The organism is Pseudoxanthomonas sp. JBR18 (assembly GCF_028198165.1).
Lineage (GTDB): Bacteria > Pseudomonadota > Gammaproteobacteria > Xanthomonadales > Xanthomonadaceae > Pseudoxanthomonas_A.
On record NZ_CP116339.1, the window covers coordinates 2,485,842 to 2,499,973 of the forward strand.

The window sequence follows — 14,132 nt, forward strand, 5'->3', positions numbered from 1 at the left end:
CGTGGGCTGCCGTGGCGCGTGCAGGTCTCAGATGTGCGTAGGACGAGCTCGCTCCGCCGGAGTCTTCTCCAAGCGCCGACCGCAACGGCGCTGATCGGCGCCGCGCACACCACTTGCAGTCCATTGTGCGGCGCCGCAGCGTTCCTTCTTCGCGCCGCCTGTCTATGATCGCCGCCGGTCGCCGCCGTGGATCTGGGAGGGGCACGGCAGGCGACGTTTCTTCAGGGCCGTCCACGGTTCGTTGTCCGGCGTCGCGTGCGTCCGGCGCGGGCGCGGGCGACGCGCTGACCCATTCCCGAGGAGTGTCATGAACGACGCCGCATCGCGCCAAGAAGAAAACACCGGCTTCATCATCTTGATCAGCTGCGTGGCCACGCTGGGCGGATTCCTGTTCGGATTCGACAGCGGGGTGATCAACGGCACCGTCGACGGCCTGCGCGCGGCCTTCAACTCCGACAGCATGGGCACCGGTTTCAACGTGGCCTCGATGCTGCTGGGCTGTGCGGTGGGTGCGTTCTTCGCCGGGCGACTGGCCGATCATTACGGCCGGCGGGTCGTGCTGATCGTGGCGGCGGTGTGCTTCATCATCTCGGCCTGGGGCTCGGGCGTGGCCACCGGCTCGCTGGAGTTCGTGATCTATCGCATCATCGGCGGCCTGGCGGTCGGTGCGGCCAGCGTGATGTCGCCGGCCTATATCAGCGAGGTGGCCTCGGCGCGCTATCGCGGGCGGCTGGCCACGGTGCAGCAGATCGCCATCATCAGCGGGCTGTTCGCCGCCTTCCTCAGCAACTACCTGCTGGCGCGCGTGGCCGGCGCGTCCACCCAGCCGTTGTGGAATGGCTTCGAGGCCTGGCGCTGGATGTTCTGGGTGGAGATCCTGCCGGCGGGCCTGTTTCTGGTCGCGCTGCTGTTCATTCCGGAAAGCCCGCGCTATCTGGTGGTCAAGGGTCAGTTGCAGCGCGCCCAGGCGGTGCTTGCCCGGCTCTATGGCGCGCGTCAGGCCGAGGCCAAGGTGCGTGAGATCGACGCCAGCCGCGCCGGCGAGGCGCATCGCCCGCGCTTGTCGGACCTGATCAGCAAGACCACCGGCAAGGTGCGGCCGATCGTGTGGATCGGCATCGGCCTGGCGGTGTTCCAGCAACTGGTCGGCATCAACGTGGTGTTCTACTACGGCGCGGTGCTGTGGCAGGCGGTGGGCTTTTCCGAGAACGACGCGCTGCTGATCAACGTGCTCTCCGGTGCGCTCAGCATCGGCGCCTGCCTGGTCACGGTGGTGTTGATTGATCGGGTCGGGCGCAAGCCGCTGCTGTGGATCGGCTCGGCCGGCATGGCGCTGACCCTGGCGGCGGTGGCCTTCGCTTTCGCAAGCGGGCATCTGGACGCCAACGGTCGCCTGCAGTTGTCCGATGGCATGGGGGTGTTCGCGCTGGTGGCCGCCAACGCCTACGTGGTGTTCTTCAACGCCTCGTGGGGACCGGTCATGTGGGTGATGCTGGGCGAGATGTTCCCCAACCAGATCCGTGGCTCGGGCCTGGCGGTGGCCGGCCTGTTCCAGTGGGCGGCCAACTTCGCGGTGACCATGACCTTCCCGATCATGCTGGCCGGGGTCGGCCTGGCGGCCGCCTATGGCTGTTACGCCGCCGCGGCGCTGGTGTCGGTGTTCTTCGTGCTGCGCTACGTGCACGAGACCAACGGGCGCGAGCTGGAGCAGATGGAGGGCTGAGCCGGCGCTGCGGGCCGCCGTCACGCTTTGGATGATTCTGGCGCGGCCAGGCCCGCTCAGGCATTGGCGGCTTCCCGGGGCTGGCTATACTCGATTGCGTCCAGGGTGCACCAGGGGAGCCGATGCGAATCTTGAAGCCGCCTATGGCAGGCGCTGTCGTGGTCCTGGTGATTGGCCTGCTACTCAGTGCAGCGCTGGCGACCCACCAACTTCGCTCCAATCAGCGGCAGATCAGCACACGACTGGATGCGCTGGCCGACAGCGCCGCCACCGACCTCAAGGCTCGGTTTGGCCTGTATGAGTACGGCTTGCGCGGTGCCCGCGGCGCGGTCATCAGCGCCGGCGACCATCAGGAAACCCGGGCGGGGTTTTTGCGCTACGCGCGATCGCGCGAAATCGACCGCGAGTTCCCCGGCGCGCGCGGTTTCGGCTATATCGCGCGGGTGCCTCGCGGGAGTGAGGAGGCCTTTGTGGCGGCCGCGCGCGCCGACGGGTTCCCGGACTTCGGCATTCGCTATCTCTCCCGCTACGAAGGCGAGCGCTTCATCATCAAGTACATCGAGCCGGTCGATCGCAACCGGGCGGCGGTCGGGTTGGACATCGGTTCAGAGAAGAACCGGCGGCAGGCCGCGCTGGCGTCCGCCGCCAGCGGCCGGCCGACCCTCACCGGGCCGATCACCCTGGTCCAGGCAACCGGCCAGCAGAACCGCTCGATGTTGCTGCTGCTGCCGGTCTACGCCGGCGATGCGCCGGCGGGCGCGACCGGGATGGAGCACACCCTGGGTTGGGTGTATGCGCCGCTGGTGACCGACGAGATCCTGGCCGACTTCGAGCAGGCGCATTCGGCTTACGGCTTCACCCTGCAGGATGTCACCGATCCGGAGCACGTGCAGGATATCTTCCAATCTTCTCTGGCTGGTGGCTCGGAGGGCGGACTGCACCGCACCCGCGAGGTGAGGATCTTCGGCCGTGTCTGGCGGGTAGATCTGATGGCCAGTCCCGCGTTCGTGGAGAGCCTGGGCTTGGTCAGCCCAGGTCAGATCGGTGCGACCGGCGCCCTGTTCTCGCTGCTGCTGGCGCTGGCGGTGTACCTGCTGATGTCGCTGAGTGCGCGCAAGCGCCGCAGCCAGCAGCAGCAGGCGCGCACGGCGGCCATCGTGGACAGCGTGCAGGACGCGATCATCGCCACCACCTCGGGGGGACGGGTGATCGAATGGAACCGCGCGGCCGAACGCATGTTCGGCTACCCGGCGCAGGAGGCGATGGGCGCGGTCCTGGCCGATCTGATCGTGCCGCCGGCCGCGGCGGGCCAGGACGCGGCGATCCTGCGCAGCGTCGCGGCGGGGCAGCAGGTCGAGCCGCAGGAGACCCAGCGCCGCCATCGTGATGGCACCGTGCTGGATGTGGAGGTGACCGCAGCGCCAATACGCGAAGGCAGCCGGGTCGAGGGCATTGCCACCACGCTGCGCGATGTGGCCGAGCGGGTGCGCTCGCGGCGCGAGGTGCTGCGGCTCAACGCCGGCCTGGAACGGCAGGTCGCCGAGCGCACCCGTGCGCTGCAGGAAACCTCGGCGCTACAGCAGGCGACCCTGTCCAATGCGGGCTTTGCCATCATCGCCACCGATTCCCAGGACCGGGTGACCCTGTTCAACCCGGCCGCGGCGCGGATGCTGGGCATGGCCGAGGCATCGGTGGTGGACAGGCGCGACTCGGCCAGTTTCCTGTTCTGCGATGGACAGAAAATGGGCTTTGGCGCGTTGCTGACGGCCGCACCCGACCAGGCGCCGGTCGTGGTGCGCGAGTGCGACTACCTGGCTGCCGACGGTGAGCGCATCCCGGTGCTGCTGACCATCACCGAGCTGCGCACCGACGACGGGCGCGGCCTGGGCTATCTGGGCATCGCCGCGGACCTGCGCGAGCTGCGTCGCAGCCAGCAGGCCCTGCAGGTCAACGAGACCAAGCTGCGCGGGCTGTTCGAACTGTCCCCCCTGGGCATCGTGCTGACCGATCAGGACGGTTGCTTCGTTGAGTTCAACGAGGCCTTCCGCGCGATCACCGGGTATACGCAGGACGAGCTGACCGGCATGGACTATCGCCAGCTCACCCGTCCCGAAGGCGCCGAGCTGCAGCGCGAGGCCACGGTGCGCGAGCAACTCCAGGGCGTCGGGCGCTATGGGCCGTTCGAGACGACCTACCTGCGCAAGGACGGGCGCGCGGTGCCGGTGCGGCTCAACGGGGTGGCCATGCACATGGAGGGGCGTGTGTTCGCCTGGTCGATCCTGGAGGACATCTCCAGCCAGCGCGAGGTGGAGACCGCGCTGCGCGAAGCGGCCAAGGCGGCCGAGGCGGCCAGCCGCGCCAAGGGGGACTTCCTGGCCAACATGAGCCATGAGATCCGCACCCCGATGAACTCGGTGCTGGGCATGCTGCAGCTGATCCAGCGCACCGACCTGGACGCTCGCCAGCGCGACTACCTGGGCAAGGCTGAAACGGGCGCGCGCGCGCTGCTGGCGATCATCAATGACATCCTGGACTTCTCCAAGATCGAATCCGGCCACCAGGAGCTGGAGCTGCACGAGTTCGCCATCGAGGGCCTGTTCAACGACCTGGCCGCCGCGGTGGCCGGGACGGTGGGCGACAAGGACGTGGACCTGGTGTTCGACGTGGATGAGCGCATCCCGCGCGGCCTGCTCGGCGACTCGGTGCGTTTGCAGCAGGTGCTGGTCAACCTGGCGGGCAACGCGGTCAAGTTCACCCAGGTTGGCGAGGTCCTGGTGCGCGCGGTGGCGGTGGAGGCCGGCCTGGGCGCCACGACGGTGCGCTTTGAAGTACGCGATACCGGGATCGGCATCGCCCCGGCGCAGTTGGACAAGATCTTCGAGGGGTTCACCCAGGCCGAGGCTTCGACCAACCGCCGCTTTGGTGGCACCGGCCTGGGCCTGGCGATCAGCCGGCGCCTGGTGGCGATGATGGGGGGCCAGCTGGAGGTGGAGAGCGAGCTGGGCCGGGGCAGCTGTTTCCACTTCCAGATCGAGCTACAGGCTGGATCGAGCGGTGCGCACACCATCCGCCATCTGCCCGAGGCACTCGCGCACATCAAGGCCCTGGTGGTGGACGACAACGCTGCGGTACGCGAGGCGGTCTGCGGCATGACCCGCACGCTGGGCTGGGAGGTCCAGGCCGCGGCCAGCGGCGAGCAAGCGCTGGTGCTGGTCGAGCAGGCGCTGGCGGCCGGGAGGCCGTTCGAGGCGATCTTCCTGGACTGGCGCATGCCGGGCCTGGACGGTTGGCAGACCGCGCAACGGATCCGGGCGTTGATGGGGGACGCGCCGGCGTCCGCGCCGCTGATCGTCATGGTGACCGCGCATGGCCGCGAGGCCCTGGCCGCGCGCACGGCCCAGGACGAGGGCACGATGGATGGGTTCGTGGTCAAGCCGGTGACCACCTCGCTGCTGGTCGACGCCCTGGCCGACACCCATGCCGCGCGTGTGCATGGCCGCCAGGACGGTGCCGCGACGCTGTCCGCACACGGCTTGCGTCTGGCCGGGCTGCGCCTGCTGGTGGTCGAGGACAACCTGGCCAATCAACAGGTCGCCCGTGCCCTGCTGGAGGCCGAGGGCGCCGCGGTGCACATGGCCAGCGGGGGACTGCAGGCGCTGGAAATGCTGCGTGCCGATCGCGACGGGTTCGACCTGGTCATCACCGACATCCAGATGCCCGACCTGGATGGCTACGAGACCGCTCGCCGCATCCGGGGCGAACTGGGGCTGCAGGCCTTGCCGATCGTCGCCATGACCGCCAATGTCCTGGCCTCGGCTCGTGAAGCCTGCTTTGCGGCTGGGATGAACGCGTATGTTAGCAAGCCATTCGATCTGGATCTTCTTGTCGCCACGATCCGCGCACAGCTCGGTGTCGGCACGCTGGACGAGGTGCCGGCCGTCGCCGAGTCGCCCATCGTGCCCGAGTCCGTGCTTGCGGCTTCGATCGACGCGGGGCAGGACGCCCCGACGCTGGACTGGCAGCGGGCGCTGGCGCGCTTCGGTGGCGACCGGCAGGCGTTTTCCTCCACGCTCGGCGGGCTGGAAGGCAACCTGCAGCTGGTGCTGGCCGACCTGGAAGTCGCCGTAAGAGACAACGACCGCGATGCGGCCGCATTGCAGCTGCATACGCTCAAGGGGGTGACCGCCACCTTTGGCGCCATGCGGTTGTCGCAGATGGCGCGCGCCATGGAAATGGAAGTCGCCCTGGACGGCGAGGATTGGCGCAGGCACGTGGATCTGCAGGCACTGCGGGACCAGACCGTGCCGATGCTGGCCCAAGCCCAGGCGGCGCTGGCCGAGCTGGCGCCGGCCAGTCGCGGTACGCCCGAGGCGGTGGCGGCGGCGCTGGACGTGCCCGCCCTGGAGGCCCTGCTGCGCGAGTTGCGACAATCGCGGCTGGATGCCTTGAGCGATTTCGCGAAAATCGGCCCCAGCCTGCGGCGGTACGACCCCGAGCAGCACGCGCGCATCGACCAGGCGTTGGCGCGCATGGAATTCCAGGAGGCCGCCGAGGCCGTGACCGAACTGCTCGAGGAGCTCAAGAGACGTGCGACGTGATCGATGAAACCCACCCCGGCCCGCGCGCGGCCACCCTGCAGCCACTGCCGGCGCGGATCCTGATCGTCGACGACCAGGCGATCAACATCCATGCCATGCACCGGATGCTGTCAGGCGGCAACCACGAACTGTTCATGGCCACCAGTGGTGAACAGGCCCTGGCGCAGTGCCGCGATAACGTGCCGGACCTGGTCCTGCTGGACGCGATGATGCCGGGCATGGGCGGGCTGGAAGTCTGCCGCCGGCTGGCCGCCGACCCGGCCACGGCCGATATCCCGGTGATCTTCGTCACTGCGCTCAGTGCACTGGAAGACGAAGCCAAGTGCTGGGACGCCGGGTGCGTGGACTTCATCACCAAGCCCTTTCATGCTCAGACCCTGCTCAACCGCGTGCGCGTGCATCTGTTGCTCAAACAACAGGCCGACCAGCTGCGCGAGCTGGCCTGGCTCGATGGGCTCACCGGGCTGTGCAACCGCAAGCGTTTCGATGATCGCCTGGGCGAGGAACTGCGGCGCTGTCGTCGTTCGGGCCAGCCGCTGTCGGTGGTGATGATGGACGTGGACCACTTCAAGCACTTCAACGACACCTATGGGCACTTGGCCGGCGACGAATGCCTGCGCGCGGTCGCCGCGGTGATCGGTCAGACCCTGCGCCGCTCGCACGATCTGGCCGCGCGCTACGGCGGCGAGGAGTTCGTCTTCCTGCTGCCCGATACCGGGCTCGTCGGCGCAGAGCATGTGGCCCAGCAGGTGGTCCAGCGGGTCCGTGCGCTGCAGCATCGCCACGAGGGCGTGGACGCCGGCATCGTCACCCTCAGCGCCGGCTTCTCCGAATGCAGCCCCGACACCGTGCAATCGCCGGAGGCCTTGCTGGAACGTGCCGATCGCGCGCTGTACCGGGCCAAGGCCGACGGGCGCGACCGTGCGGTCGCCGCGTCCTAGCCACCGCCAGGCCGTTCAGGGCGTGGCGCGCTGGTACTGGCCCGCCTGCCCGTCATAGCGGAATTGCGTGGTCTTGCTGGTCGCCGCCGGGCCGGTGAGCGCCACCTGCAGCAGTGGCAGGTCCTGGCCGCGTTCCATGGCGAAACTCAGCTGACCGGTGATGTCATCGCAGTCTGGATGGGCGCGCCTGGCGGGGCAGTCCGGATTGCCTTCCTGGCCGGCATGCAGGCTGCCCACGTAGCGCCAGGCCTGTCGGTTGCGTGCGTGGGCCAGGTGCGGATCGAACAGGATCAGGTCGAAGTCGCGCAACCGCCGCTCGCCGCGCGAGTACACGGTGGGCACGGCCAGCAGCAGGTCGCCGGAAGGCGTCTGGAAGCTCTTCAGTTCGCGCGTGCCATCCAGTTCGCTGGGTGCCAGCACATCGGGCACGGTGCCCACGCGCCAGGCGCTCAGGAGCTTCCAGGGGTCGCGCGTGTCGCCCGGGTTTGCCACGAAGGTGGCCTGGCTCAGGCCCAGCCCCGCGCCCGCCGGACCCTCGTCGGACAGGTCCCAGGCAAACCCGGTGTAGTAGTGCTTGCCTTCCAGCTCGAACGGGAAGCCGAACCAGAAGTCCGTCAGCGTGCGCGCCTGTCCGTCTTCGGCGTTGCGGACGAAGTAGCGCACCGTGTCGCCATCGGGCACCGGCAGATTCTGGACGTCCATGGCCGCCTGTCCGGCGGGCACGGCCATCTCCGCGGGTGGGCCGGAAGCCGGCGCTTCGGCAAGACGGTCGGAAGGGGCGGGCTGTCCGGTGCAGGCGCTGATCGCCAGCGCGGCCAGCAGGAGCGGGATGGGACGTCGCTGCATGAAAGGGCGCGGGGGAAGACAGCCCCCGATTCTAACGTGCCGATCCGGTTCGATCATGCCGCGCTGGCACTGTGCGCGATGGGCTGCCAACACGCGGCCGGGTCGTCGCGCTAGCGTCGGAGCACGGGGCCAACGGAGGATGCGCGATGACAGAGGCGAAGCTGCGGCAGGGGGCCGCGCTGGAGCTGTGGCAGGCACTGGTGCGCGAGGCGGCCGATCGCCATGGGCAGGCGCTGGCCGAGGCACAGGAGGCGTACCTGGTGTTCGTGCTGCTGCGCTATCAGCGCGAGCACGGCCTGCTGGCGCGCACCCAGGCTTTGGAGTGGCTCCATGCCCAGCAGCAGATCGGCCAGCAGCGCGCCGATGCGCTGCGCGACGTGGGCGACCGCTGCCTGCTGATCGCCGGGCTGTTCCCTGGCCTGGCCCGGCGCAGGCGGGTCAGCGCGGATTACTTCATCGACCTGGGGCGCGGGGCCTACGCCGAGGTGGCCGACAGTGGACGCAGCGCCACGGCCGACCTGTTCGCGCAGTTGGCCGCGGGCTACCTGGGCCTGGTCGGCACCTTGCGCGCGATGCGTCCCGCGCCGCCGGATCTGCAGTGGGCCTGATCGCCGATCAGGCCGTGGGCAGGAGGAGCTCCAGGTAGCGCGTGCCGGGCACCGGGTTGTGCCGGTATGGCGCGATCTCCACGAACCCCAAGCCTGCGTACAGCGCCTGGGCGGCCCGCATGTCCGGCAGGGTATCCAGGCGCACGGCGCAGTAGCCCAGCGTCCGGGCGGCCTCGATCGCGGCCTGCGACAGGCGCCGGCCCAGCGCGTGGCCGCGTCCGTCTGGGCGGACGTACAGGCGCTTGAGTTCGGCGATGCCGGGCGCATCGGTGCCGCGCAGGCCGACGCAACCCAGGGCCTGTCCGTCACCTTCGGCCAGGAACAGCGCCCCGCGCGGCGGGCCGTACTGCCGGCCGAGGTCGGCCAGCTCGGCGTCGAAATCCTGAAAGGCCAGATCCACCGCCAGCGAGGCGGCGTATTCGCTGAGCAATGCCTGCGCGATGGCGGTGTCCTGCGGGAAGACCGCCTGGCGCAGCGCGATCGCGCTGGCGCTGCTCACGGGGTGGCATCCTCGCGGCAGAAGCGCGGCACTGCGCGGCCGTCCAGTTCCACGGTGGAAAAGAACATGGCGTGGGGTCGCACCCACAGGCCGCCTTCGCCATACAAGGCGCGGTACAGCACCAGCGGTTCGAGCGTCTCGCTGTGGCGCACGCAACCAATGACCTCATAGCGACCGCCCTTGTAGTGGACGTAAAGGCCGGGCGGTGTGTCGGGCAGGGCGGCCAAGTCGGACATGAAGCGCTCGTCTGCGGGAGGGTGGACAGGATACGGCTGGCTTAGCCCATCGTTGAGTGGTGGCGCGCACATGCGCCGGCCGACAATGGCGCTGATTCCAAGCGGAGCATCCGATGGCAACGCCCGATGGCTGGGCCGGCACGCGCGCCGGCATGTCCGCACCAGGCGTCCGCGCCCAGTACCGCCGCACGGTCTCGATACAGGCTGTGGGCGACCTGACCCGCGCCACTGGGAATCGCCACCCGCTGCACGACGAGGGCGCGGTCGCCAGGGCCTCGCGCTTTGGTGGGCTGACCGTGCCCGCGAACACGCCGATCCGCACCGCCAACCCGCACGGCGAGGCCTATCGGCAGGGCGAGGCCAGCACCGACGCCATCCTGCTCGCCGGCCGATGAGCAGCCCCGCGATCGACCTGCCTGCCGCCGACGCGGGCCGCTGGCGCGCGCTGGCGCTGCTGGCCCTCGCCCTGGTGTTGTCGATGAGCCCCTGGTTCTCGGCCACGGCCGTGCTGCCACAGCTGCGCGCGCTATATGGCTTCGGCGATGGCATGGCGGCGTGGCTGACCATCGCGGTGCAGCTGGGCTTCGTGGTCGGTGCGGTCGGCGCCAGCGTGCTGGGCATCGCCGACCGCTATCGGCTGCGGGCGGTGGTGGGCGTGGCGGCGCTGGGCGTGGCCGCCTGCAATGGCGCGCTGCTGCTGGCGCACACGCCGGCGCAGTGGCTGCTGCTGCGGGTGGCGACCGGGGTGTGCCTGGCCGGGGTCTATCCGCCGTCGATGAAGCTGGTGGCGACCTGGTTCGCGCAGGGGCGCGGGCTGGCGCTGGGCGTGCTGATCGGCGCCATCACCATCGGTTCGGCCTTGCCGCACTTGGTCCACGCCAGTGGCGGGGCGCAGTGGCGCGCGGTGATCGTGGCCACCAGCGTGGCGGCGCTGGCCGGCGCGCTGATCCTGGCCGGGCTGGTCCGCGAGGGGCCGTATCCGTTCCCGCGTACGCCGTTCCACGCGGGCGACGCCTTACGCGCGGTGGGCAATCGAGGCGTGCTGCTGGCAATGGCCGGCTATTTCGGCCACATGTGGGAGCTGTATGCGATGTGGGGCTGGTTCGCCACCTACGCACGGCAGGCGCCGGCACTGGCCGGCTTCAACACCGCCGCGGTGGCCTTCGCGGTGATCGCCTCCGGCGCGCTGGGCTGTGTGCTGGCCGGGCGGCTGTCCGCACGCTGGGGCAGTGCACGCACGGCGGCAGCGGCCATGGCGATCTCGGCGGCCTGTTGCGTGGCCGCGCCGCTGGCCTTCGCCGGACCGGCGTGGCTGTTCATCGCGGTGGCGCTGGTGTGGGGGATCAGCGTGATCGCCGATTCGGCGCAGTTCTCCGCGCTGGTCTCGCAGAACGCCGACCCGCGCTTCGTCGGCACCGCCCTGACCCTGCAGGTCGGCCTGGGCTACGTGCTGACCGCCGCCACTCTGTGGCTGCTGCCGTGGCTGGCGAGCGCCGCTGGGAGCTGGCGCTGGACCGTGCTGGTGCTGGCCCCGGGCCCGCTGCTGGGCATCTGGGCGATGGCCGGCCTGGGCGCGCTGCGGCGGGAGCCTGCTTGATGTGTATGGTCTTCGTTGCGGCTGAAGCTCCGGTATGGATCACTTGTATCTTTCCACATCTCAATAGCGACGGATTGTCTGGCAGGACGTAGGGCAGCACGTTTATGTTGTTTCAATCCACGCGCGACGTGCTACTCCGCCGAGGTGCAGGCCGAATTCAAGTTTCAATCCACGCGCCCGTGAGGGCGCGACGCAACCACCCATCCGGCACGCCGGCAGGCTGGGAGTTTCAATCCACGCGCCTGTGAGGGCGCGACGGGCATGCCTGGCTGGGTCAATACGCATTTCTGGTTTCAATCCACGCGCCTGTGAGGGCGCGACGAGCTTAGGCTGGAGATCAAGGCATCCAGCAACGTGTTTCAATCCACGCGCCTGTGAGGGCGCGACGCTGGGCTGGCCGGTGCGCGCTCGGGCCTGTTCCACGTTTCAATCCACGCGCCTGTGAGGGCGCGACGCTTCAGCGCTATCTCAACCCCGACAAGCCGAGTGGTTTCAATCCACGCGCCTGTGAGGGCGCGACCCGTCAGAGTCTTTCGACTCGTTAGGGTCGTTGGGGTTTCAATCCACGCGCCTGTGAGGGCGCGACCTTCGCAGCGCGCTTGGTGTACGCCCAGACCAGCAGTTTCAATCCACGCGCCTGTGAGGGCGCGACGATATCGCTCCTTTGTCGCGCATTCGGTGCTGCAGTTTCAATCCACGCGCCTGTGAGGGCGCGACTCGATGTTCGCGCTCGATGAGCTGTCCAAGTACAAGTTTCAATCCACGCGCCTGTGAGGGCGCGACTGTTGCGGCGGGAGATCAAGAGGAGGCGGAAGGGTGTTTCAATCCACGCGCCTGTGAGGGCGCGACGTGCAGCGCATCGTTGAGGTCGCAACGCCATACACGGTTTCAATCCACGCGCCTGTGAGGGCGCGACGCGTTCCTTCCTGCGTCGCCAGGCCAACAACGTCAAGTTTCAATCCACGCGCCTGTGAGGGCGCGACCGGTCATTGAAGCCCAGCAAGCAGCCCGGGCCAAAGTTTCAATCCACGCGCCTGTGAGGGCGCGACGCGGTCGCCGATTGCAACGCGTTGGCTGCAGCATAGTTTCAATCCACGCGCCTGTGAGGGCGCGACGGTCAGTGAGCACGCAGCGGCACCAGATGTTCCACGGTTTCAATCCACGCGCCTGTGAGGGCGCGACCCCCGCAAAGTTCGATGTGCTTATCGAGCCGCACGTTTCAATCCACGCGCCTGTGAGGGCGCGACGCCGTGTCTCGCCCCTGGTCAAATCCAGATGCAACGTTTCAATCCACGCGCCTGTGAGGGCGCGACCTACCTGTGTGTGCACTGCGGGCACAGGTTCGAGGTTTCAATCCACGCGCCTGTGAGGGCGCGACTGGCCCAGATCGGAGAGCAGCATGAGCAGGATCGAGTTTCAATCCACGCGCCTGTGAGGGCGCGACCCTGATCGCGGCCTTGGGGGATCGATGAGCATCGGTTTCAATCCACGCGCCTGTGAGGGCGCGACCACGCTGGCCGCCACCGGCCTGGCGCTGGTCATCAAGTTTCAATCCACGCGCCTGTGAGGGCGCGACCGCGCCTGCTGTCCTACAGCGGCATCGTCACCGAGTTTCAATCCACGCGCCTGTGAGGGCGCGACCCGCTTGTGCAAGGCGCCGGCTATACGCCAGGTGAGTTTCAATCCACGCGCCTGTGAGGGCGCGACGCGTCCGCTACGCGACCGAGCAGGCCGCGCTCAAGTTTCAATCCACGCGCCTGTGAGGGCGCGACTGGCGCTGGTCATCAAGAACAGCATCGACGCGCAGTTTCAATCCACGCGCCTGTGAGGGCGCGACAATATGGATCTCAGGCCGATGCGGTTAAGTCCTGGTTTCAATCCACGCGCCTGTGAGGGCGCGACTGCTGGAAATCTACTACCACCTCGCCAAGCTGCAGTTTCAATCCACGCGCCTGTGAGGGCGCGACCCAGGCCTGCGCGGCGACGGCACAGGCTGGCAAAGTTTCAATCCACGCGCCTGTGAGGGCGCGACCATCGTGGTGGCCGAGAACAGGCGCCTGGCCAGGTTTCAATCCACGCGCCTGTGAGGGCGCGACCCGAGACCGTCCAGCTGTACAACATCCTCGAGGAGTTTCAATCCACGCGCCTGTGAGGGCGCGACGTCGGTTTTACAACTGGCGCGTTGGTCTGCGCGTGTTTCAATCCACGCGCCTGTGAGGGCGCGACACATCGAGGATCCCACCATGAAGCAGCAGTACCTGTTTCAATCCACGCGCCTGTGAGGGCGCGACCGCCGGCGGAGGGCACCGACCTGCAGGTGACCGAGTTTCAATCCACGCGCCTGTGAGGGCGCGACACTCGATCGAGGGCATCTCGCCGGACATGGCCGGTTTCAATCCACGCGCCTGTGAGGGCGCGACCGGCAAAGGACGATGGACGCAGGCGGGTGTAGCCGTTTCAATCCACGCGCCTGTGAGGGCGCGACGTCGCGAAAGCAACGTCAGGCGAGCCCTCCTCACCGTTTCAATCCACGCGCCTGTGAGGGCGCGACCTCTCCCAGGCACACACAGACGCGCCACTCAAACGTTTCAATCCACGCGCCTGTGAGGGCGCGACGCGGTCAGCATACGAACGCGCGTGGCGAGTGCGAGTTTCAATCCACGCGCCTGTGAGGGCGCGACAGCCAGGGGAAACCAAGGTCGACGGCGTGTGCAAGTTTCAATCCACGCGCCTGTGAGGGCGCGACCACGGCGGACAGCGCCATCACCGTGGAGCTCAAGTTTCAATCCACGCGCCTGTGAGGGCGCGACTTCCGTCACCGTGCGGGGGCATGCCGATAAGGAAGTTTCAATCCACGCGCCTGTGAGGGCGCGACCGGTGCCGGCTATCGCGATCACCAGCCCGGGCTGGTTTCAATCCACGCGCCTGTGAGGGCGCGACCCGGTGGGGCCATGAAGCATGAAGGACAGCTTGTAGTTTCAATCCACGCGCCTGTGAGGGCGCGACTGCGCCACGATAAGCGTTGGACGGGCAAGGGAAAAGTGGGGCCGTTTCGCGAACCAGGCGACCTGCGCTTTGGTAAGA

At 68.4% G+C, this 14,132-nt stretch carries 9 protein-coding genes and 1 CRISPR repeat array; of the genes, 6 read left to right on the forward strand and 3 right to left on the reverse strand.

Annotation, left to right across the window (positions count from 1 at the left end; translation table 11 throughout):
* Positions 1–307: 307 nt before the first annotated feature.
* The 3 genes from PJ250_RS11145 to PJ250_RS11155 all read left to right on the forward strand — a co-directional run bounded on the left by PJ250_RS11145 (position 308) and on the right by PJ250_RS11155 (position 7,262).
* Positions 308–1,723 carry a sugar porter family MFS transporter gene (locus PJ250_RS11145; protein ID WP_271644618.1) on the forward strand — a complete coding sequence of 472 codons (1,416 nt, stop codon included), beginning with the start codon at positions 308–310 and terminating at the stop codon, positions 1,721–1,723.
* A gap of 143 nt (positions 1,724–1,866) precedes the next feature.
* Positions 1,867–6,321 carry a CHASE domain-containing hybrid sensor histidine kinase/response regulator gene (locus tag PJ250_RS11150; protein ID WP_271644619.1) on the forward strand — a complete coding sequence of 1,485 codons (4,455 nt, stop codon included), beginning with the start codon at positions 1,867–1,869 and terminating at the stop codon, positions 6,319–6,321.
* On the forward strand, positions 6,318–7,262 hold the full coding sequence (locus PJ250_RS11155) for a diguanylate cyclase domain-containing protein (protein ID WP_271644620.1): 945 nt from the start codon (positions 6,318–6,320) through the stop codon (positions 7,260–7,262). Before PJ250_RS11150 ends, PJ250_RS11155 begins: the two co-directional genes overlap by 4 nt.
* Positions 7,263–7,277: 15 nt before the next feature.
* Here the strand turns inward: PJ250_RS11155 and PJ250_RS11160 are convergent, their stop codons facing one another.
* Positions 7,278–8,108 carry a hypothetical protein gene (locus tag PJ250_RS11160; protein WP_271644622.1) on the reverse strand — a complete coding sequence of 277 codons (831 nt, stop codon included), beginning with the start codon at positions 8,106–8,108 and terminating at the stop codon, positions 7,278–7,280.
* A gap of 146 nt (positions 8,109–8,254) precedes the next feature.
* Between PJ250_RS11160 and PJ250_RS11165 the strand changes: the two genes are divergently transcribed.
* Positions 8,255–8,716: a hypothetical protein gene (locus PJ250_RS11165; RefSeq protein WP_271644623.1), complete on the forward strand. Its 462-nt coding sequence runs from the start codon at positions 8,255–8,257 to the stop codon at positions 8,714–8,716.
* A 7-nt stretch (positions 8,717–8,723) separates the two neighbouring features.
* Here the strand turns inward: PJ250_RS11165 and PJ250_RS11170 are convergent, their stop codons facing one another.
* Positions 8,724–9,215: a GNAT family N-acetyltransferase gene (locus tag PJ250_RS11170; protein WP_271644625.1), complete on the reverse strand. Its 492-nt coding sequence runs from the start codon at positions 9,213–9,215 to the stop codon at positions 8,724–8,726.
* Positions 9,212–9,451 (reverse strand): DUF1653 domain-containing protein, encoded by a 240-nt coding sequence (locus PJ250_RS11175; RefSeq protein ID WP_271644627.1) that lies wholly within the window; start codon positions 9,449–9,451, stop codon positions 9,212–9,214. Before PJ250_RS11175 ends, PJ250_RS11170 begins: the two co-directional genes overlap by 4 nt.
* 113 nt (positions 9,452–9,564) lie before the next feature.
* Between PJ250_RS11175 and PJ250_RS11180 the strand changes: the two genes are divergently transcribed.
* Positions 9,565–9,846, forward strand: a complete 282-nt coding sequence (locus tag PJ250_RS11180) for a hypothetical protein (protein WP_271644628.1) — start codon at positions 9,565–9,567, stop codon at positions 9,844–9,846.
* Positions 9,843–11,048 (forward strand): MFS transporter, encoded by a 1,206-nt coding sequence (locus PJ250_RS11185; protein WP_271644629.1) that lies wholly within the window; start codon positions 9,843–9,845, stop codon positions 11,046–11,048. The genes PJ250_RS11180 and PJ250_RS11185 overlap by 4 nt, the downstream gene beginning before the upstream one ends.
* Positions 11,049–11,157: 109 nt before the next feature.
* A CRISPR array of direct repeats spans positions 11,158–14,054; the repeat unit is 31 nt; unit sequence GTTTCAATCCACGCGCCTGTGAGGGCGCGAC.
* The last annotated feature ends 78 nt before the right edge of the window (positions 14,055–14,132 follow it).